The 19065-nt window shown below is 59.7% G+C and carries 15 protein-coding genes; 6 read left to right on the plus strand and 9 right to left on the minus strand.

All coding sequences use genetic code 11. The annotated features are described in order from the left end of the window. Window positions 1–8: 8 nt before the first annotated feature. Both QOM08_RS18505 and QOM08_RS18510 read left to right on the plus strand, forming a co-directional pair. A complete protein-coding gene (locus tag QOM08_RS18505; RefSeq protein WP_047228486.1) occupies window positions 9–1070 on the plus strand; it encodes an ABC transporter substrate-binding protein in 1062 nt (353 codons plus the stop codon). A gap of 151 nt (window positions 1071–1221) precedes the next feature. Continuing rightward, on the plus strand, window positions 1222–2577 hold the full coding sequence (locus QOM08_RS18510; protein WP_316911964.1) for a leucine-rich repeat-containing protein kinase family protein: 1356 nt from the start codon (window positions 1222–1224) through the stop codon (window positions 2575–2577). Here QOM08_RS18510 and QOM08_RS18515 read toward each other — a convergent pair. Continuing rightward, the gene (locus QOM08_RS18515) at window positions 2574–3278 is read right to left on the minus strand and encodes a YebC/PmpR family DNA-binding transcriptional regulator (RefSeq protein WP_316911965.1); all 705 of its coding nucleotides are present in this window, start codon (window positions 3276–3278) and stop codon (window positions 2574–2576) included. The genes QOM08_RS18510 and QOM08_RS18515 overlap by 4 nt on opposite strands. Before the next feature lie 220 nt (window positions 3279–3498). Between QOM08_RS18515 and QOM08_RS18520 the strand changes: the two genes are divergently transcribed. Both QOM08_RS18520 and QOM08_RS18525 read left to right on the plus strand, forming a co-directional pair. Then, window positions 3499–4905: a type VI secretion system Vgr family protein gene (locus QOM08_RS18520; RefSeq protein ID WP_316911966.1), complete on the plus strand. Its 1407-nt coding sequence runs from the start codon at window positions 3499–3501 to the stop codon at window positions 4903–4905. 189 nt (window positions 4906–5094) lie between these two features. Then, window positions 5095–5643 (plus strand): cytochrome b, encoded by a 549-nt coding sequence (locus QOM08_RS18525; protein ID WP_139049596.1) that lies wholly within the window; start codon window positions 5095–5097, stop codon window positions 5641–5643. Between the two features lie 6 nt (window positions 5644–5649). Here the strand turns inward: QOM08_RS18525 and QOM08_RS18530 are convergent, their stop codons facing one another. Continuing rightward, window positions 5650–6558, minus strand: coding sequence for a 1-aminocyclopropane-1-carboxylate deaminase/D-cysteine desulfhydrase (locus QOM08_RS18530; RefSeq protein ID WP_139049595.1), 909 nt, complete (start codon window positions 6556–6558; stop codon window positions 5650–5652). Window positions 6559–6756: 198 nt separating this feature from the next. Further along, window positions 6757–8796 (minus strand): NADPH-dependent 2,4-dienoyl-CoA reductase, encoded by a 2040-nt coding sequence (locus QOM08_RS18535; protein ID WP_316911967.1) that lies wholly within the window; start codon window positions 8794–8796, stop codon window positions 6757–6759. A 209-nt stretch (window positions 8797–9005) separates the two neighbouring features. Here QOM08_RS18535 and QOM08_RS18540 point away from each other — a divergent pair, with 209 nt between their 5' ends. Both QOM08_RS18540 and QOM08_RS18545 read left to right on the plus strand, forming a co-directional pair. Next, window positions 9006–10136, plus strand: a complete 1131-nt coding sequence (locus tag QOM08_RS18540; RefSeq protein ID WP_139049594.1) for a carbon-nitrogen hydrolase family protein — start codon at window positions 9006–9008, stop codon at window positions 10134–10136. A gap of 4 nt (window positions 10137–10140) precedes the next feature. Next, entirely contained in the window at window positions 10141–11178 is a 1038-nt protein-coding gene (locus tag QOM08_RS18545; protein ID WP_047228493.1) for an AraC family transcriptional regulator, read from the plus strand. Window positions 11179–11219: 41 nt separating this feature from the next. Here QOM08_RS18545 and QOM08_RS18550 read toward each other — a convergent pair whose 3' ends face one another. From QOM08_RS18550 to clpX, 6 genes are all read right to left on the minus strand, one after another. Then, the gene (locus QOM08_RS18550; RefSeq protein ID WP_171061343.1) at window positions 11220–11366 is read right to left on the minus strand and encodes a hypothetical protein; all 147 of its coding nucleotides are present in this window, start codon (window positions 11364–11366) and stop codon (window positions 11220–11222) included. 116 nt (window positions 11367–11482) lie between these two features. Then, a complete protein-coding gene (locus QOM08_RS18555; protein ID WP_316911968.1) occupies window positions 11483–12433 on the minus strand; it encodes a DUF2242 domain-containing protein in 951 nt (316 codons plus the stop codon). 220 nt (window positions 12434–12653) lie between these two features. After that, the gene (locus tag QOM08_RS18560) at window positions 12654–14525 is read right to left on the minus strand and encodes a SurA N-terminal domain-containing protein (protein WP_316911969.1); all 1872 of its coding nucleotides are present in this window, start codon (window positions 14523–14525) and stop codon (window positions 12654–12656) included. Between the two features lie 225 nt (window positions 14526–14750). Continuing rightward, on the minus strand, window positions 14751–15026 hold the full coding sequence (locus tag QOM08_RS18565; protein ID WP_047228496.1) for an HU family DNA-binding protein: 276 nt from the start codon (window positions 15024–15026) through the stop codon (window positions 14751–14753). A gap of 148 nt (window positions 15027–15174) precedes the next feature. Beyond that, window positions 15175–17571 carry an endopeptidase La gene (gene lon / locus QOM08_RS18570; RefSeq protein WP_076383967.1) on the minus strand — a complete coding sequence of 799 codons (2397 nt, stop codon included), beginning with the start codon at window positions 17569–17571 and terminating at the stop codon, window positions 15175–15177. A gap of 161 nt (window positions 17572–17732) precedes the next feature. Continuing rightward, window positions 17733–19016 carry an ATP-dependent Clp protease ATP-binding subunit ClpX gene (gene clpX, locus QOM08_RS18575; RefSeq protein WP_047228498.1) on the minus strand — a complete coding sequence of 428 codons (1284 nt, stop codon included), beginning with the start codon at window positions 19014–19016 and terminating at the stop codon, window positions 17733–17735. Window positions 19017–19065 lie beyond the last annotated feature (49 nt).

Below are 19065 nucleotides of genomic sequence, written 5' to 3' on the forward strand. Positions count from 1 at the left end.
TCGCGCCAATGAATAACGTCAAACGCAGTGCACTGTTCGGTTTCTGCTCGCTGGGTTTCTCCTGCCTGGGCGCCCTGCTCCCCGTCAGCCAGGCGATGGCCGAGCCGACGCTTTATCTGGGTATGAACGGTGGGACCATGGAGCGGCTTTACGCCGACAAGGTCTTGCCGGCCTTCGAAAAAGCCAACAACGTCAAAGTGGTGATCGTGCCCGGCACCTCCGCCGACATCCTGGCGAAAGTCCAGGCCAGTAAAGGCAACCCGCAAATGCACGTGATGTTCCTCGACGACGGCATCATGTACCGCGCCATCGCCATGGGGCTGTGCGACAAGCTCGAAGACAGCCCGCCCCTGGCCCAGATTCCGGCCAAGGGCCGCATCAAGGATCAAGCCGTGGCCGTCAGCCTCGGTGTCACGGGACTTGCCTACAACACACGGTTGTTCAAGGAAAATGGCTGGAGTGCGCCCACCTCCTGGATGGACATGGCCGATCCGCGCTTCAAGGACAAACTGGTGTTCCAGTCCCTGGCTTCCTCGACCTTCGGCCTGCACGGTTTTCTGATGTTCAACCGGATCCAGGGCGGCAGCGAAACTGACGTCGAACCGGGCTTCAAGGCCTGGCCAAACACCGTCGGACCCAACGTGCTGGAATACATCCCCAGCTCAGCGAAGATCTCCGAAATGCTGCAAACCGACGAAGCCGCGCTGTTCCCGTTGACGCCGACCCAAGTGACCGCGCTCAAACTCAAGGGCATGCCGGTCGAGTACGCGCAACCCAAAGAAGGCGCGGTGGTGCTCAATGTCGCTGAGTGCGCCATTGCCCAGAACACCCAGCCTGAATTGGCGCAAAAGCTCGCCGCCTTCCTGCTGACACCCGAAGCCCAGGCCATCGCCCTGGAAGAAGGCGACCAGATCCCGTCCAACCCCACCACACCGACCACTGACAAAACCCGCGGCCAGGTAGAGGCAATGAAGCAGTACCTGGAAACGGCGATTGCAGTGGATTGGGACCAGGTCAACGAGCAACGCCCGGCCTGGAACGCACGATGGAACCGCAGCGTCGAGCGCTAGACACCTTCGACGCTGGCGAGGGGACTTTGTGGGGGCAAGTCTTGCTCCCACAGATAAAACCTTCGCCACAGGGTGTTGTGTTGAACTGATTATTGGTTAACTGTGCGGCTTCGGGCTTGATGCCCGCCCCTTGATCAGCAGCGAACCTCTCATGCACACCCTCGCTCAACTGCGCGCCGGCCAGCTGTCGGGCATCAAACGGCTGGATCTGTCCTGCGGCCTGACACAGTTCCCCCGGGAAATCCTCGACCTGGCCGACTCGCTCGAAGTCCTCAATCTCAGCGGCAACCAATTGACTGCGCTGCCCGATGATCTGCATCGGTTGACCCACCTGCGGGTGTTGTTCTGCTCGGACAACCACTTCATTGAATTGCCCGAATGCCTGGGTCGCTGCGCGGCATTGACCATGGTCGGTTTCAAGGCCAACCGCATCGAACGCGTGCCCGGCGCTGCCCTCCCTCCGCTATTGCGCTGGCTGATCCTGACGGACAACCGCATCAGTCTGTTGCCGCAAGAGCTCGGCCAACGCCCGCACTTGCAAAAGCTCATGCTGGCCGGCAACCGATTGCGACAGTTGCCCACGAGCCTGAGGCAGTGCCATCGTCTCGAACTGCTGCGCATCGCCGCCAACCAATTGACCGAGCTGCCGCAATGGTTGCTCGAGTTGCCAAGCCTGAGTTGGCTGGCCTATGCCGGCAACCCGCTGGAAACCCAGGCCAACGCCGACCTCCTGGCGAGGACGACGCCCATCGACTGGTCGCAACTGAACGTGCATCAACAATTAGGCGAAGGCGCTTCGGGGGTGATTCATCAGGCGCTATGGCAACCACCGGGTCAGGTCGCGCGACACGTCGCGATCAAACTGTACAAAGGCCAGATGACCAGCGACGGCTCGCCATTGCATGAAATGCACGCCTGCATCACCGCAGGTCGTCATCCGAACCTTATCGACGTGCTGGGCCAGATCAACGGGCACCCCGAGCAACAGGCCGGACTGGTGATGGACCTGATCGCGCCCAGCTACCGCAACCTGGCGGGGCTGCCGAGCCTGGAGTCCTGCACCCGCGACGTGTATGCCGACGCACTGCGTTTCAGCGCTCCCGTGGCCTTGCGCATCGCCCTGGGCATCGCCTCGGTGGCGGCGCACCTGCACCGCCAGGGCATTACCCACGGCGATTTGTACGGGCACAATATTCTGTGCAATGACCAGGGCGACTGCCTGTTGGGCGACTTTGGCGCGGCGTCTTTCCACGCCACTGCCGACACAGTGCAAACCCGTGCGTTACAACGCATCGAAGTGCGAGCATTCGGGATTCTGTTGGGGGAATTGCTGGCGCGGATCGAACCGGGGCTCAATGCTGAGGAACTGGCAACGTTGCAGGATCTGCAGGCGCGCTGCTGTCAGCCGCAGGTGCTGGGGCGGCCGGGGTTTGAGGAGATTGAAGGCTTACTGCGCGACTGTGGCGAAGGAACTGGCTCCCTCGCCACAGGGGGTTGTGGTGCTTAACCGGCCAACCCGACAAACATGTCCTGCACGTCGTCGTGATTGTCCAGGACCTCAAGGAACGCCTCGACTTCGGCCATTTGCTCGTCCGTCAGGCCACTGACCGGGTTTTTCGGCTGGTAGCCGAGCTTGGCGGACAGCACGGTGAAACCTTGCTCCGGCAGCGCCTTCTGCACCGCATCCAGGTCGGAAGGATCAGTGAGGAACAGCGTCGCGCCGTCTTCGCCCGGTTCGAAATCCTGGGCGCCGGCCTCGATGGCGGCCATTTCCGGATCAGCGTCGGGGCTGTCCGGGGCGGCTTCGATCATGCCGACATGGTTGAAGTCCCACGCGACCGAACCCGAGGCGCCCAGTTGGCCCTTGCGAAACGCAACGCGAATCTCGGCGACGGTACGGTTGATGTTATCGGTCACGCATTCGACGATCAGCGGCACCTGATGCGGTGCGAAGCCTTCGTAGGTCACACGATGGTACTGCACGGTTTCGCCGAGCTGGCCGGAGCCTTTCTTGATCGCGCGCTCCAGGGTCTCGCGGGGCATCGAGGCCTTTTTCGCCTGCTCGACCACGAGTCGCAGATGCGCATTGGTGGCAGTGTCAGCGCCGTTGCGCGCGGCAATGGTGATTTCCTTCACCAGCTTGCCGAAGATCTTGCCCTTGGCGTTGGCAGCCGCTTCTTTGTGTTTAACCTTCCACTGTGCGCCCATTACTCACTCTCTTGTCTGTCGCGCCGAGACATCTGCTGGCCGGCGCTGTGGCGCAAGTTTATACGGCCTAAACCGGCTGATCGACCAAAAAATCACCGCCGATGAATCAACATTTCCCCGACGTGCTGTAGGGAGTTTCTGAAATGGCGATTTGGGGCCCCCTTTCCTCCTGCGGTTTCGTACTCTCGTGAACTTATCTCCCCAGCCAGTAAGAACCGCGATGCGCAACGAATCGGAAAGTCCTTTCAGCCTGACCCTTACGCAAAGCGATTTGCGCCTGCAAGTCCTGAGGTTTAACGGTCGCGAAGCGCTTAATCAGCCATACCGTTTCGACCTTGAATTGATCGGGCTGTCGCCGCCGATCAATCCCGACACGTTGCTGGACCAGCCTGCCTTCCTGCGCCTCGATGGCGAATCCGGCGTGCATGGCGTTGTGCACAGCGTCGGCGTGACGAGCCATGCCCCACAGCGCATCGGCTATCGCTTGACGCTGGTGCCGTATCTCCAGGGCCTGGAACAGGGCCCACGGCGACGGGTTTTCTACCGGCTCAGCGCTGTGCAGATCCTGCATCGACTGCTGGAAGACAATGCCCTGCCGGCCCACAGCTACCGCTTTGAACTGCCCCATGGGCAGTACCCGTGCCGCCCGTTCTGTATCCAGTACGAGGAGAGCGATCTGGAGTTGCTGCACCGGTTGTGTGAAGAAGAAGGCATTCATTACCACTTCGAACACACCGTTCATGGCCATGTCCTGGTATTCGCCGAAGACCCGAAAAGTTTTCCCGCCCGTCCGGTCGAACTGAACCTGCGCCCTGATCCCGGCCAGCAACCAGCCATCAGGCAGGTGTACCAGCGACACTGCGCAATGACCCATGGCCTGCCGGCCGGCTTCAGTGATCGCGACACAAGCCAAGCCGGGGACAGCGCGGCCAATCACGCCTTCGAAGGTGAAAATCACGAGACGATACGCAGCAGTCCGACGTTGGCTCATCGCTACCAGGCCGGCCGCCGCAGACTTGAGCGGCTGCGCTGTCGACAGCGGGAAATCCAGGGCCAGAGCCACCAGCCCTTTCTGCGCAGCGGCCATATCGTGCAGATCAGTGAACATCCGGAGTCCACTTTCAACGACCAGTGGCTGATCACCGATATCCAGCATCGCGGGCGGCAATTTTCCATCCTTGAAACCAATCTGTCGCCCACACCGGCGACCCGCGATTACCGTAACCGGTTTTCGGCCATCCCATGGTCCACCGTATTCAGGCCTGCCCTCAAGCATCCAAGACCCTGCATCCCCGGCTATCACCTCGCATACGTACTCGACCCTGGCGATCAGCCGACACGCCCCGATCACCGCGGCCGTGTCACTGTCAGCCTGTGGACCCCGGATAACGAAGGCATCACGCTGCCGGTGTCACGCCTGACGCTGAATGAGCGGCCCGCCCTGAGGACCGGCAGCGTAGTGCTGGTGAGCTTTCTCGATGGTGACCCCGACCGACCGGTGCTGTGCCTGGGGGTAGGCGATGTCGGCGGTGGGCAGCCCGCCATACAAACGAAACCGGTGCAGGGTCAAAATGACACAAGGCTGCTATTGGACTGGCTCCTGAATCCGCCAGACCTGACACCCTGACCTCCTTGCGTGACCAGGGCGCTTACTCCCGCGCGGCGGCGCAACAGCCGCCATCCTGTGAATGCATTGATCGGGGTTGTTCATACTGGCGAAACTGATCTGGCTCAAGCGAACCCGAAAAAACGGGCTTACAGTAGGAGCACTACGCCGCATAAGACGGTGCTCTACCTGATGACTGGAGATACCTGCATGCCCTGGAAAAGCTCGGAAAACCGCTACAGTACCGTCACGGTCGCCCTGCATTGGCTGATGCTGATTCTACTGGCCGTGGTTTATGCCTGCATCGAACTGCGAGGGATATTCCCCAAAGGCAGTGACGGCCGGACCCTGATCAAAGAAGCTCACTTCATGCTCGGCCTGACCGTGTTTGTGCTGGTCTGGCTACGCCTGTTCGCCCGCAGCATGGGGAAGGCTCCAGCCATCTTTCCCGCCTCGCCTGCCTGGCAGACCTTCCTTGCCCACCTGATGCACTGGGCGTTGTACCTGTTCATGATCGCCATGCCATTGCTGGGGTGGCTGATCACCAGTGCCGAAGGGCATCAGGTGATGTTCTATGGTTTCGACTTGCCGCTGCTGATCGATCAGGACAAAGACTTTGCCAAACAACTGGAGGGCTGGCATGAGTTGGGAGGCACCATCGGCTACTGGCTGATTGGCCTGCATGCCCTGGCGGGGCTGTACCACCACTACATCGTGCGCGATAACACCCTGCTGCGGATGATGCCCAAACGCGGCTGACGCTGGTTATTCAAACCCTCGGCGGCCTTGCAAGCCGCCGGTGTGAACGAAAATCAAGCGGGTGCCACGGGCAAACTGTCCGGCCTCGACCCGCGCCTTGAGCAGCATCAACGCCTTGCCGGTATACAGCGGCTCCAGTTCGATGGCGCCAGTGGCGTGGATGAAGGCGACGAGTTCGGCGTCGACCCGGGCGAAGCCGCCACGGCTGCCGTCGAACAACTCATAACGCGGGTTGCAGAGACCTGCTTGCCCCACGATGCTTTCGACCTGCTGCGCCACGCCGTGATCCGCAGGCACAGCCAACACGCCGTAGACCGGGTGCTCCCCCGCTTCAGCCAACACCAGCCCCGCCAGGGAGGTCCCGGTACCGCAGGCCAGCCACCAGCCGTGATAATCCACCCAGCCCAACGCCGCCAATTGTTCACGCGCCCCGGCCACCCAATCCATGCAACCCTGCGCGCCGGACAACCCTGAACCGCCCTCAGGCACCGGATGCAGGTGCGGGTATTGCGCCTGCCAGGGTTGCCAGAAATCCGCGGCGTGCCGCCCTCGGTATCCGCCATAACCCAGCCAGTGCAGATCCATGTCGAACGCTTTGAGGTCAAGGACCGTCGGCGTTTCCTGGGGATGGCCGCGCAGCAGCCCGACCGTTGGGAACCCGAAGCGCTTGCCAGCCGCCGCCAGCGCATGCAGATGGTTGGAATAGACACCGCCCAGGCTCATGATCCCCTTGGCACCGGCCCCATGGGCAGCGCGCACATGGTGAACCAGCTTGAACCACTTGTTGCCGCTGATCAGGGGGTCAATCTGGTCCAGACGCAGCACCGCCACTTCTATTCCGGCACGGGCGAGCCAGTCCAGATGAAGGAGCTCCAGGCGGGGTTGGGGGTGCCAGTCGAGGCAGGAAAGCAACATTGCAGCAGGCCGAATCGGGACGAGCCGCAAGTTTAACAGCTAGGTCGCGGATGACCTCAGTGCCTGTGTTCATTGCAACCCCTTGTGGGAGCGAGCCTGCTCGCGATGGCGGTGGGTCAACACTCATGCAACTGACTCATCGCTATCGCGAGCAGGCTCGCTCCCACAGTGGATCCAGGCGCCCACAGATTCGGTGTCTTACAACTGCGCCGCCAATCGCGAACCCTGATTGATCGCCCGCTTGGCATCCAGTTCTGCCGCTACGTCGGCACCGCCAATGAGGTGGACGGTTTGCCCTGCGGCTTCCAGGCCTTGCTGCAACTCACGCAACGGATCCTGGCCGGCGCAGATCACGATGTTATCCACGGCCAGCACCTGCGGCTCGCCGGTTTCACCGATGCGGATGTGCAAGCCTTCGTCATCGATTTTCAGGTACTCGACGCTGTTGAGCATCTGCACCTGCTTGTTCTTCAGGCCCGTGCGGTGAATCCAGCCGGTGGTCTTGCCCAGGCCGTCGCCCACCTTGGATTTCTTGCGCTGCAACAGGAACACTTGCCGCGCCGGGGCTTGGGGCTCGGCTTTGATACCCGCCACACCGCCGCGCGCCTGGAGCAGGGTATCGATCCCCCATTCTTTCCAGAACGCTTCACGGTCCTGGCTGGTGGCAACCCCTTGGTGGACCAGGAACTCCGACACGTCGAAGCCGATACCGCCGGCCCCGATCACCGCGACGCTGCGGCCCACTGGCTTGCGCTCCAGAATCACATCCAGGTAGCTGAGGACCTTGGCATGCTCCACCCCGGGAATCGCCGGCACTCGCGGTGCGATACCGGTGGCCAGGATGATCTCGTCAAAACCGCCCGCGACCAATTGCGCGACATCCACCCGCGTGTTGAGACACAGCTCGACGTGGCTGGTCTGCAACTTGCGCTTGAAATAACGCAGGGTTTCGAAGAACTCTTCCTTGCCCGGCACCCGCTTGGCGATATTGAACTGGCCACCAATTTCGCTGGCCGAATCGAACAGCGTCACCTGATGACCCCGTTCGGCCGCCACGGTAGCAGCGGACAAACCGGCCGGACCGGCACCGACCACAGCGATTTTTTTCACCTGGGTGACCGGCAAGTAATTGAGCTCGGTTTCATGGCACGCCCGCGGGTTCACCAGGCAACTGGTGAGCTTGCCGCCAAAGGTATGGTCCAGACAGGCCTGGTTGCATCCGATGCAGGTATTGATTTCATCCGCGCGCCCGGCGGCAGCCTTGTTGACGAATTCCGGATCAGCGAGGAAAGGCCGCGCCATGGACACCATATCGGCGTCGCCTTCGGCCAGGATCTGCTCGGCCACTTCCGGGGTGTTGATGCGGTTGGTGGTGATCAGCGGAATACTCACTGAGCCGCGCAGTTTGGCTGTGACCTTGCTGAACGCCGCCCGCGGAACCTTGGTGGCGATGGTAGGAATCCGCGCCTCGTGCCAGCCGATACCGGTGTTGATGATCGTCGCCCCGGCCTGCTCGATGGCTTTGGCCAACTGAACGATTTCATCCCAACTGCTGCCACCTTCCACCAGGTCGAGCATCGACAGGCGAAAGATAATGATGAAGTTGGGGCCGACCGCCTCACGCACCCGACGCACGATTTCCACCGGCAGGCGCATGCGGTTTTCATAGCTGCCGCCCCAGCGATCGGTGCGGTGGTTGGTATGGGCCGCCAGGAACTGGTTAATGAAATAACCTTCCGAGCCCATGATCTCGACACCGTCGTACTCGGCTTTCTGGGCCAGGACCGAACAGGTGACAAAATCACTGATCTGCTTTTCGATGCCCTCTTCGTCCAGCTCCTTGGGCTTGAACGGGTTGATCGGTGCCTGGATCGCGCTCGGCGCCACCTGCTTGGGGCTGTAGGCATAGCGCCCGGCGTGGAGAATCTGCATGCAGATCTTGCCGCCGGCCTCATGTACGGCACGGGTCACAATCTGGTGCTTGAGGGCTTCTTCCTCGGTGGTCAGCTTGGCCGCGCCGGAGTAAACGCCGCCCTCGTCATTCGGCCCGATTCCGCCGGTGACCATCAGCCCCACGCCGCCACGCGCGCGCTCGGCAAAATACGCCGCCATGCGCTCGAAACCACCGGGCTTTTCTTCAAGACCCGTGTGCATCGACCCCATCAGGGTGCGATTGCGCAACGTGGTAAAACCCAGGTCCAGCGGGGCCAGCAGGTGCGGGTAATGAGGGGTGGTCATCGATAACTCCACAACGGGCGATCACGGAAAAAATGCGGAGGCTCTGCGGCTTCCATCAGTCATGCCAGACAGCCTAAGAGCGGGAAGCTGCGTGCTCAATGGCCGTAACTGACAACTTAATGATCCAAATGCGCAACGCCCCTTGGCAACACCCCATCGTGGGCCCTACCCTAGTCAGCGAATCCGCACACGGCCGCTGACTGTTCCCCATGCGCAAATTTCTGTACCTGCTGTTGTCACTGGCTTTGATTGCCGCCCTGATCACCTACGCACTGTGGACGGTGGATCGTCCGGCGGGTCATTACCTGTCAGACCTTCGCATCAACCTGGCGGTGAACCAGGGCACCCCTGCCGATCAAGGCAACTTACTGGGCATCCAGCCCGAACTGTTCCCCACCGACTACCAGAGCCCCGAACGCCTGCACCGCAAACTGGCGGCCTATCTGCAAACCGCTCGTGACCTGGGCTTGCTCAATGACAAAACCGTGGTGGTCTTGCCCGAGCACATTGGCACCTGGTTGATGGTCGCCGGGGAAAAAGACGAGTTGTATCAGGCCGCCACGTTGAAGGAAGCGATGAACTGGCTGGCGGTCAGCAACCCGCTGGCGTTCATCCAGGCGCTGGTCAGCGCAAAAGGTGACAACCGGCTGGACGATGCTTACCTGCGCATGAAAGCCGACACCATGGCCCGTGACTACCAGGCACTGTTCGGCGGACTCGCCAAGGAGTTCGGCGTGACGCTGGTGGCCGGCTCCATCGTGCTGCCCGAGCCAAGCGTCAGCGATGGCCAACTGAAAGTGGGCCGGGGCCCGTTGTACAACAGTAGCGTGGTGTTCGGCCGCGACGGTCGGCCGCTGGGCCAGCCACAGCGCCAACAGCACCCCATGTTCGAGCAACAGGGCGTGCTGGGGCCAGACCATCCGGACACAATCAGCGTCGTCGACACCCCTGCCGGTCGCCTGGGCGTGCTGATCGGCAGCGACAGTTGGTACCCGGTTCATTATCGGCAGTTGAATGAACAGGGGGCGCAATTGGTGGCAGTGCCGGCCTTTGTCAACGGTCGCCATACCTGGGAAAAACCCTGGGGTGGCTATAGGGGCCTGTCCACACCGAGCGAAGTCAGCCTCAAGCCTGGGGAAGTGAGTGAAGGCCAGGCCTGGCATCGCCTGACACTGACCAGCCAGCCGCCCAGCAGCCAGGCCAGGGGCGGCGTCAGTGTCTTCCTGCGCGGTCAGTTCTGGGACAACGGTAGCGCCGGGCAGAGTTTCATCAGCCATGACGGCGAGCATTTTCCCGACGGTGAAGCTCGTGGCGCCCGTCTGCTGAACCTGTGGCTGTAACACCATGAAACCGCAACCGATGCGACTGGGAGACTTGTCAGTCAGCTTCGTCCATAGCCTGGCCGATGCGGTTGCCAGCCATGGCCACGATCCCCAGCCTTTGCTTGAACAATACGGTCTGGATGCGGCACGCCTGGCCGAGCCCGGTGCTCGTCTGTCGATCCCGCGCTACATGCGCCTGGGGCACGCCGCCATCCAACAGACCCAGGACCCTGCCTTGGGTTTGCGCATGGGCCAACTTAGCCGCTTGAGCCAGGCCGGGCTGGCAGGCGTGACGGCGGCCCAGGCACCGACGGTGCGCGAAGCCGCGCGGTGCATGATCCGCTTCGAGCCGCTGTACGGCTCCAACTATCGCGGTCAGTCGAGTTTTCATGAAGATGCCCGAGGCGCGTGGCTGCGGTTCTATTCCATCAGCCCCTATAACGCCTACAACCGCTTCGTCGTGGATTCGATCATCGCCGGCTGGCTGGCGCAGCTGTCCTGCGTGAGTGCTGTCGCGTTGAGGGCTGAACGGGTGGAAATCGAGTTCGAAGCACCGGCATACCTGGAGGCCTATCGCGCGCTCGGTGACTGCCCGATCCAGTTCGGTGCCGAACACAATCAGCTACGCCTGGGACTCGACAGTCTCGCCCAACGCAACCCCCAACATTGCCCCGGCACCTGGCGACACCTGGTTCAGCTGTGTGAACGGGAGCTGGAGCAATTGACGCGCACCCGCAGCCTGCGCGAGCGCATCATCCAACTGCTGGGGCCCTTGCTCAACGGTGGTCGGGAACCCGACCTGGAAGAAGTGGCGGCGCGTCTGAAGCTGCCGACCTGGACACTGCGTCGCAAACTGGCCGAAGAAGGCACGCAATTTCGCGCAATCCTCAACGACACTCGCCGCGACCTGGCCATGACCTACATTCGCGACACTGAACTGGCGTTTGGTGAAATCGCGTACCTGCTGGGGTTCGCCTCAGCGGAAGCCTTTCAACGCGCCTTCAAGCGCTGGAACAATCAGACTCCGGGCGAGTTTCGGCGCAGTCGTAGAAGCAGTTAGGCTGCAAACCTGCCGCTGATAACGTGACGTTTTTAGCGGATTTACAGCTCTGTCGCATCCTCGGCGGGTTCCAGGGGATCAAGCTCATACGCCTGATATTCCAGCAGCTCTTCCTGATAATCATCCATCTTGAATCCTTCCCATAACGTAACGTTGAAACCGATGCCTGATGGCGCTGGAATCAGCATAAAGCCGCTTTATGAACAAAACATGAAGCAAAAGCTTCATGAATTAAACGTAGCACAGCGCTGGGAAATTACTGCGTGCAGGTGTGGCAAGGGATTTCCACCCTTGCCACTGAGCATCAAGAGGCGGGAAGCGGCTGGATCGGCTCGGAGGGGGCCGGCAAGGCGCTGGAGGGTGGCGGTGTAATGGCTTGCGTCGACGACTCCGGCTCTGATAGTTGAGGCTCGCTGGGTGCGATGGGCGCGGGCTCTGCCGGCGGCGCGACCGGCTCCGAACTGGCCGGAGAAGTCTCGGCAGGCGCGGGCGTGGCCTCCTCCACCGGCGCGACTGGCGCTGGTGCCGGTTCGGGAGCCGATTCGGGAGCCGGCTCCGGCTCTGGAGCAAGAGCAGGTACAGGAATCGGTGCCGGCTCTGGTGCAGGAACAGGCATCGGTGTCGGCTCTGGAGTAGAAACCGGTGACAACGCCGTCGGCTCGACCTGGGGTTCCGGAACGCCAAGCTCAGCCTTGGGTTTTTCGGTTTCTTCCACGGGTTTCTTCGCCTCGGGAGGCAGGAACAACTCCACGAGGGCAAAGAAACGCTCATAGAACTTCGCCGACGACACGGTTTCGCTGGCGACCTTGACCATCGAATCATCGGACGAGCCGATCGGCATCGACACCGATCCCAGCACCCCCACGCCCAAGCTGGCGGAGTTGTTGGTTTTCTTCAGCGCATAACGGTCCTGCAAGGCGTTGGCAAACATGGTCGCACGGTGTCCGGGACCACTGTCTTGCGCACAGACCAGATTGAAGCTGATCTCCATATGGGTTTCGCCGGTCTGCTGAAAACTCTTGTGACCGCTGACCAGCTTCGGATCGCTGCTGGTAATGATGTAGCCCTGGCTGAGCAATGCCCGGCGCCCGGCTTCGCAGGTCGCCGCATCATTCACTGAATAGGAACGCGAGAACGTACCAGAGTCATCGAAGTTTTCATGCTCGTAGATAGCGGTTTTCTTCGACGAGCAACCGGCTGCAGCGGCCAGCACCAGTGCCAGCCCGACGGTGCGCATAGGGAATGATTTGAACATTGAACATCCTGAGGAAAACGATCCGGGGCGTATTGTGCAACAGAACGCTGCCAGGCCGCGTGGCTAATCTTGTCTCAAACGGGTTACAAGTCTACTGGGGGTTATTTGCGGGAAAAAGACGCGAATTCGGTGGAACGACGAAGATACTGCCCGATGCAACAAGCAGACACAAAAAACCCGGCCTTTCGGCCGGGTCGTTGTGGGGCAAACATCAGAGCACTTAGAAGCGCTCGATGTCCGCCTCACTCTCCAACTGCTTGCGATAGGCAGCGAAGTCCTGCTGGCCGACACGAGAAGCGAGATAACGGCGGTATTGCGCCTTCTCCTCATCGCTCGGCGCCGCCGCTTCGTTTACGCCGTTCAAACGCACGATTACCAGACTGCCGTCGGGCAACGTCACACTGCTGAACGTCGGCTTGTCTTTCGATTCGGGCTTAGGCATCCGGAACAATGCCTGCAACACCGCCGGATCAATCCCTTCCTGGCTTCGAGTCGCCGCTTCGATGACCTTCCAGTTCTGACCGTCGACAGGTTGATCCAGGGCCGTCTTGCCGTCGCGCAAACCGGCAATCAACTCCTCGGCCCGGGTCTTGGCCGCCGCACTGGCATGTTCCTTCGCCAGCTGAGCGCGAATGGCCCCGTCCACGCTTTCCAGTGGCATTTGCTCAGGTTTGCGGTGCTCCTTGGCACGCAACACCACCACGGTTTCCGGGTCCAGTTCTATGGCGGTGCTGTTTGCACCCTCATCCAGTACCTCCGGGCTGAACGCGGCGGTCACCACGGCGCGGTTGGCCGCGATCCCCTCCCCACCCTCACGGCCGAACGGCGCCGAAGTGTGGACGGTCAGTTTCAGGTCCTGAGCCGGCTGTGCCAGGTCGGAGGCTTCGAAAGAGGCATCCTCCAGTTGCTTGGTCGCCTCCACGAAACGCTGCTCAACCTGCTGGGTTTTCAGCTCGCGAACAAGCTTGTCCTTGAGGCTGGCAAACGTTGGCACTTCAGGCGCTTCGACTCCCAACAACTTGATCAGGTGAAAACCGAAATCGGTACGCACCGGTGCCGATACCTGATCCTTGCTCAACGCATACAGAGCCTTTTCGAACTCCGGATCATAGACACCCGGACCGGCATAACCGAGATCGCCGCCGCTGTTCGCCGAACCTGGGTCCTGGGAGAACTCCTTGGCCAATGCTTCAAACGATTCGCCTTTGGCCAAACGAGCCTGAATCTCTTCGATCTTCGCCTTGGCCTGGGCTTCGGTGACCTTGTCGTTCACTTCGATCAGGATGTGCGCAGCACGACGCTGTTCGGACAGGTTCGCGATTTCTTTCTGATAGGCCGCTTGCAGGTCTTCATCCTTGACGCTGACCTGATCGAAGAAAGAAGCCTTCTTCAGCTCAAGGTAGTCGATGACCACCTGGTCGGGCGTCATGAATTCCTTGGCATGCTTATCGTAGTAAGCCTTGACCTCATCATCGGTCAGTTTGACCGTCGACGAGTCGGCCTGGATATTCAAGGTGGCGAAATCCCGGGTCTGTTTTTCCAGACGGGCGAAGGCCAACACTTGGGCGTCGGTGACAAAACCACTCCCCGCCAGACCTGCGCGCAACTGGCCGATCAGCATCTCCTGAGCCAGCATCTGACGAAATTGCATGCGGCTGTAACCCAGCTGGCGGATCACCTGATCGAAACGCTCGGCGCTGAATTTGCCATCGACCTGAAACTCAGGCGTTTGCAGGATCACTTGATCCAGCGCGGCTTCGGAGAAGGCGAATTTCGAATCTTGCGCGCCTTGCAGCAACAGCTTGCGATCGATCAGGCCTTTGAGCGCTGAGTCGCGCAGCATTTTTTCGTCCAGCAACGAAGCGTCGAAATCCTTGCCCAGCTGTTGCATGAGCTGGCGGCGTTGCATGTCGACCGCCTGGCTCAGCTCGTTCTGGCTGATCTCTTCGCCGTTGACCTTGGCTGCGTCATTACTGTTGGTGGTAGCTTGAAAAATGGCATCGAAACCGGTCAACGCCATCAATACGACGATGACCCCGATGATGGTTTTGGCAATCCAGCCTTGTGAATTGTCCCTGATATTCTGCAGCATGCGTCCCCCAGAAACGGTTGAACTTCAAATTTAGGCAACCGTGGAGCGTGGGTAGAATCCGGATAGAAGAAAGGCGCATCCGAGGATGCGCCTTCTCGTAACTGGCGGAGCGGACCGGACTCAAACCCGCGAGTCCTGGCGTGACACACCGGCTACAAACCGGCTGTATGACCGCTCCGCTGCCAAGCCAGGCATGACCCCGACCCGGATAAACTCGGTGAAACCTTAGTCGTTAACAGCTTCTTTCAATGCCTTGCCAGCTTTGAAACCAGGCTTTTTGGCAGCAGGGATTTCCAGCGTTTGGCCGGTCTGCGGGTTGCGGCCTGTACGCGCTGGGCGATCAGTCACGGAGAAGGTGCCGAAACCAACCAGAACTACGGAGTCGCCGGCCTTGAGAGCGCCAGTGACGGATTCGATTACAGCGTCCAGCGCACGGCCAGCAGCAGCTTTCGGGATATCAGCGGATGCAGCGATAGCATCAATCAGTTCCGACTTGTTCACTCTAAGTCCCCTTATATCTATTTGAGATGATTCTAAGTTTTTTTGGTGAAAGCAAAAACGAGTGCTGAATGGCCTACAGACACTTAAGAGCCGCTTTATAACAAGGGCTCTAAAAAACTGTCAAGGAAGCCCCCCAGGCAAATGCGTATTAATGCGTGCTAATTCTTTCCTTAGAGTCAGACTCTCGCTTGTCTTCCTTCGCGACTATCTCCGGAGCCACATCCGGCAAGGGCTCCGGCGCGTATTGCAGCGCAATTTGCAGGACCTCGTCAATCCATTTAACCGGTTTGATCTGAAGATCCTGCTTAATGTTGTCGGGAATCTCCTTCAGATCGCGGACATTCTCCTCGGGAATGATCACGATCTTGATCCCGCCACGGTGAGCCGCCAGCAGTTTTTCCTTCAGACCGCCGATGGCCAATACCTGGCCACGCAGGGTGATTTCACCCGTCATGGCGACGTCGGCGCGCACAGGAATGCCGGTCAGCGCGGATACCAGGGCCGTGCACATGCCTACGCCGGCGCTCGGGCCGTCCTTGGGCGTAGCCCCTTCAGGCATGTGGATATGGGTGTCGCGCTTCTCGTGGAAGTCCAGGGGGATGCCCAGGCTCCGGGCGCGGCTGCGCACGACCGTCAGCGCTGCGGTGATCGACTCGACCATCACATCGCCCAGCGAACCGGTCTTGATCAGTTGACCCTTGCCCGGTACTACGGCCGCTTCGATAGTCAGCAACTCGCCACCGACCTGAGTCCACGCAAGGCCAGTCACCTGACCAATCTGATCCTGCTGCTCGGCGAGGCCGTAGCGGAATTTGCGAACACCCAGGAAGTGCTCCAGCAGGTCCGAAGTAACCTTGACCGCGAAGCGTTTTTCCAGCGCATGCTCTTTGACCGCCTTGCGGCAGACCTTGGCAATTTGCCGCTCCAGACCACGCACACCCGCCTCGCGAGTGTAGTAGCGGATAATGTCGCGAATCGCTTCCTCGTCAAATTCCAGCTCGCCTTTTTTCAGGCCGTTGGCCTGGATCTGCTTGGGCGAAAGGTATTTGACGGCGATGTTGATCTTCTCGTCTTCGGTGTAGCCCGGCAGACGGATCACCTCCATCCGGTCCAGCAGTGCTGGCGGAATGTTCATGGAGTTGGAGGTGCAGAGGAACATCACGTCCGACAGGTCGTAGTCGACCTCCAGATAGTGATCGTTGAAATTGTGATTCTGCTCCGGATCGAGCACTTCGAGCAGCGCAGAAGCGGGATCGCCGCGCATATCGCTGCCCATCTTGTCGATTTCATCCAAAAGAAACAGCGGATTGCGCACGCCAACCTTAGTCATCTTTTGAATCAATCTTCCTGGCATCGACCCGATATAAGTGCGGCGATGCCCCCGAATTTCCGCTTCATCGCGCACGCCACCGAGGGCCATGCGCACGAATTTACGATTGGTCGCGTGGGCAATCGACTCTGCCAGCGATGTTTTACCGACCCCGGGAGGCCCCACCAGGCACAGTACCGGCCCGCGAATTTTCTTCACGCGTTTTTGCACGGCGAGGTATTCGAGGATACGTTCCTTGACCTCTTCCAGACCGTAATGGTCGGCATCGAGAATATCTTCGGCGCGGGCCAGGTCCAGACGGACCTTGCTTTGCGCCTTCCAAGGCACCTGAACCAGCCAGTCGATATAGGAGCGCACCACAGTGGCTTCGGCAGACATAGGCGACATTTGCTTGAGCTTGTTCAGCTCGGCCTGGGCCTTGGCAAGTGCATCCTTGGGCAGGCCGGCGGCATCGATGCGCTTTTTCAGCTCTTCGATTTCGTTGTGCCCTTCGTCACCATCGCCAAGTTCCTTCTGAATGGCCTTCATCTGCTCATTCAGGTAGTACTCGCGCTGGCTACGCTCCATCTGCTTCTTGACGCGACCACGAATGCGCTTCTCGACCTGCAGTAGGTCGATTTCGCCATCCAGCAGTGCCAGCACATGTTCGACACGGGCAGACAAATCGATGATTTCGAGAATTTCCTGCTTCTGCTCGATCTTGAGGGCCATGTGGGCCGCCATCGTATCGACCAGCCGTCCAGGTTCGTCGATGCTGTTAAGCGACGACAGGACCTCAGCAGGCACCTTCTTGCCCAACTGCACGTATTGTTCGAACTGCGACAGAAGACTGCGGACAAACACCTCAGACTCACGCTCGGGCGCGTCCACTTCGTCGATCAGCGACACTTCGGCCCGGCAATGGCCGTCCACTTCGCTGAAACGCTCGACCGTGCCACGCTGCTCACCTTCGACTAGGACCTTGACGGTGCCGTCGGGCAACTTGAGCAGCTGCAGAACTGTTGCAATTGTGCCTACGCGATAAAGTGCGTCTTCGCCGGGATCATCGTCAGCAGGATTTCTCTGCGCCAACAGAAGAATCTGCTTGTCACCCGTCATCGCAGCCTCGAGGGCTTCGATAGACTTCTCGCGCCCCACGAACAGCGGGATAACCATGTGCGGATAAACCACGACATCACGCAATGGCAGGAGAGGCAATTCGATGGTTGTCTTCATGATTTCGCCTCTACGGCGGCCACAAGGCCGGAAACAGATGGAAGTAAGCTTGAAACCAAGATGGGGGCAGCCTTGAAAAAAAACAAGCGCAAAGACACGTCTAAAACGCGCAAAAAGCAAAGGGGCCCGAAGGCCCCTTCTTTATTCCGGCACCGGGACGCTTAAGCGTCCGGCGCGGCCTTGGCAGCCGGCTCTTTGTTTTCGTAGATATACAAAGGCTTGGACTTACCTTCTATAACGCTTTCATCGATCACGACTTTACTCACCTCAGACTGCGAGGGGATCTCATACATCGTGTCGAGCAATACGCCTTCCAGAATCGAGCGCAACCCACGGGCACCGGTTTTACGCTCCAGGGCTCGTTTGGCAACCGATTTCAGCGCGTCGGAACGGAACTCCAGGTCTACACCTTCCATTTCGAACAGCTTGGCATATTGCTTGGTCAGGGCATTCTTCGGCTCCGTCAGAATCTGCATCAATGCAGCTTCATCCAACTCGTCCAGCGTCGCCAGGACCGGCAAGCGACCCACGAATTCCGGGATCAGACCGAACTTGACCAAATCATCAGGTTCGACTTCACGCAGGGATTCACCGACCTTCTTACCCTCTTCCTTACTGCGCACTTCGGCGTTGAAACCAATGCCGCCACGGGTGGAACGGTTTTGAATAACCTTTTCCAGGCCGGAGAACGCGCCACCGCAGATGAACAGAATGTTACGCGTGTCGACCTGCAGGAACTCCTGCTGCGGATGCTTGCGACCACCCTGAGGCGGAACGGAAGCCACGGTACCTTCGATCAGCTTGAGCAAGGCCTGCTGCACGCCCTCACCGGAAACATCCCGGGTGATGGACGGGTTGTCGGACTTGCGGGAAATCTTGTCGATTTCGTCGATGTAGACGATACCCATCTGGGCCTTTTCCACATCGTAATCGCACTTCTGCAGCAGTTTCTGAATGATGTTCTCGACATCCTCACCCACATAACCCGCCTCGGTAAGGGTGGTTGCGTCGGCGATGGTGAACGGAACGTTCAGCAAACGGGCCAGGGTTTCGGCAAGCAGGGTTTTACCCGAGCCTGTCGGGCCGATCAGCAGGATGTTGCTCTTGCCGAGTTCGACCTCGTCATTCTTTTTGTCACGTTGGTTCAGGCGCTTGTAGTGGTTGTACACCGCTACGGCCAGTACCTTTTTCGCGCGCTCCTGACCAATGACATATTGATCAAGGATGCCGCTGATTTCTTTAGGCGAAGGCAACTTATGCGCGCTGCTTTCGGCCTGGGCTTCCTGCACCTCCTCGCGGATGATGTCATTGCACAGGTCGACGCACTCGTCGCAAATGAAGACCGAGGGGCCGGCAATCAATTTGCGTACTTCATGCTGGCTTTTGCCACAGAAGGAGCAATAAAGCAGTTTGCCGTTGTCCTCGCCGTTGCGGGTGTCAGTCATTCGATCGATCCAAATCCGATAGGCTTGCAACACAAGATGAAGGCAATTG

Origin of the sequence: Pseudomonas sp. P105, assembly GCF_032614175.1 — a bacterium.
Lineage (GTDB): Bacteria > Pseudomonadota > Gammaproteobacteria > Pseudomonadales > Pseudomonadaceae > Aquipseudomonas > Aquipseudomonas rhizophila.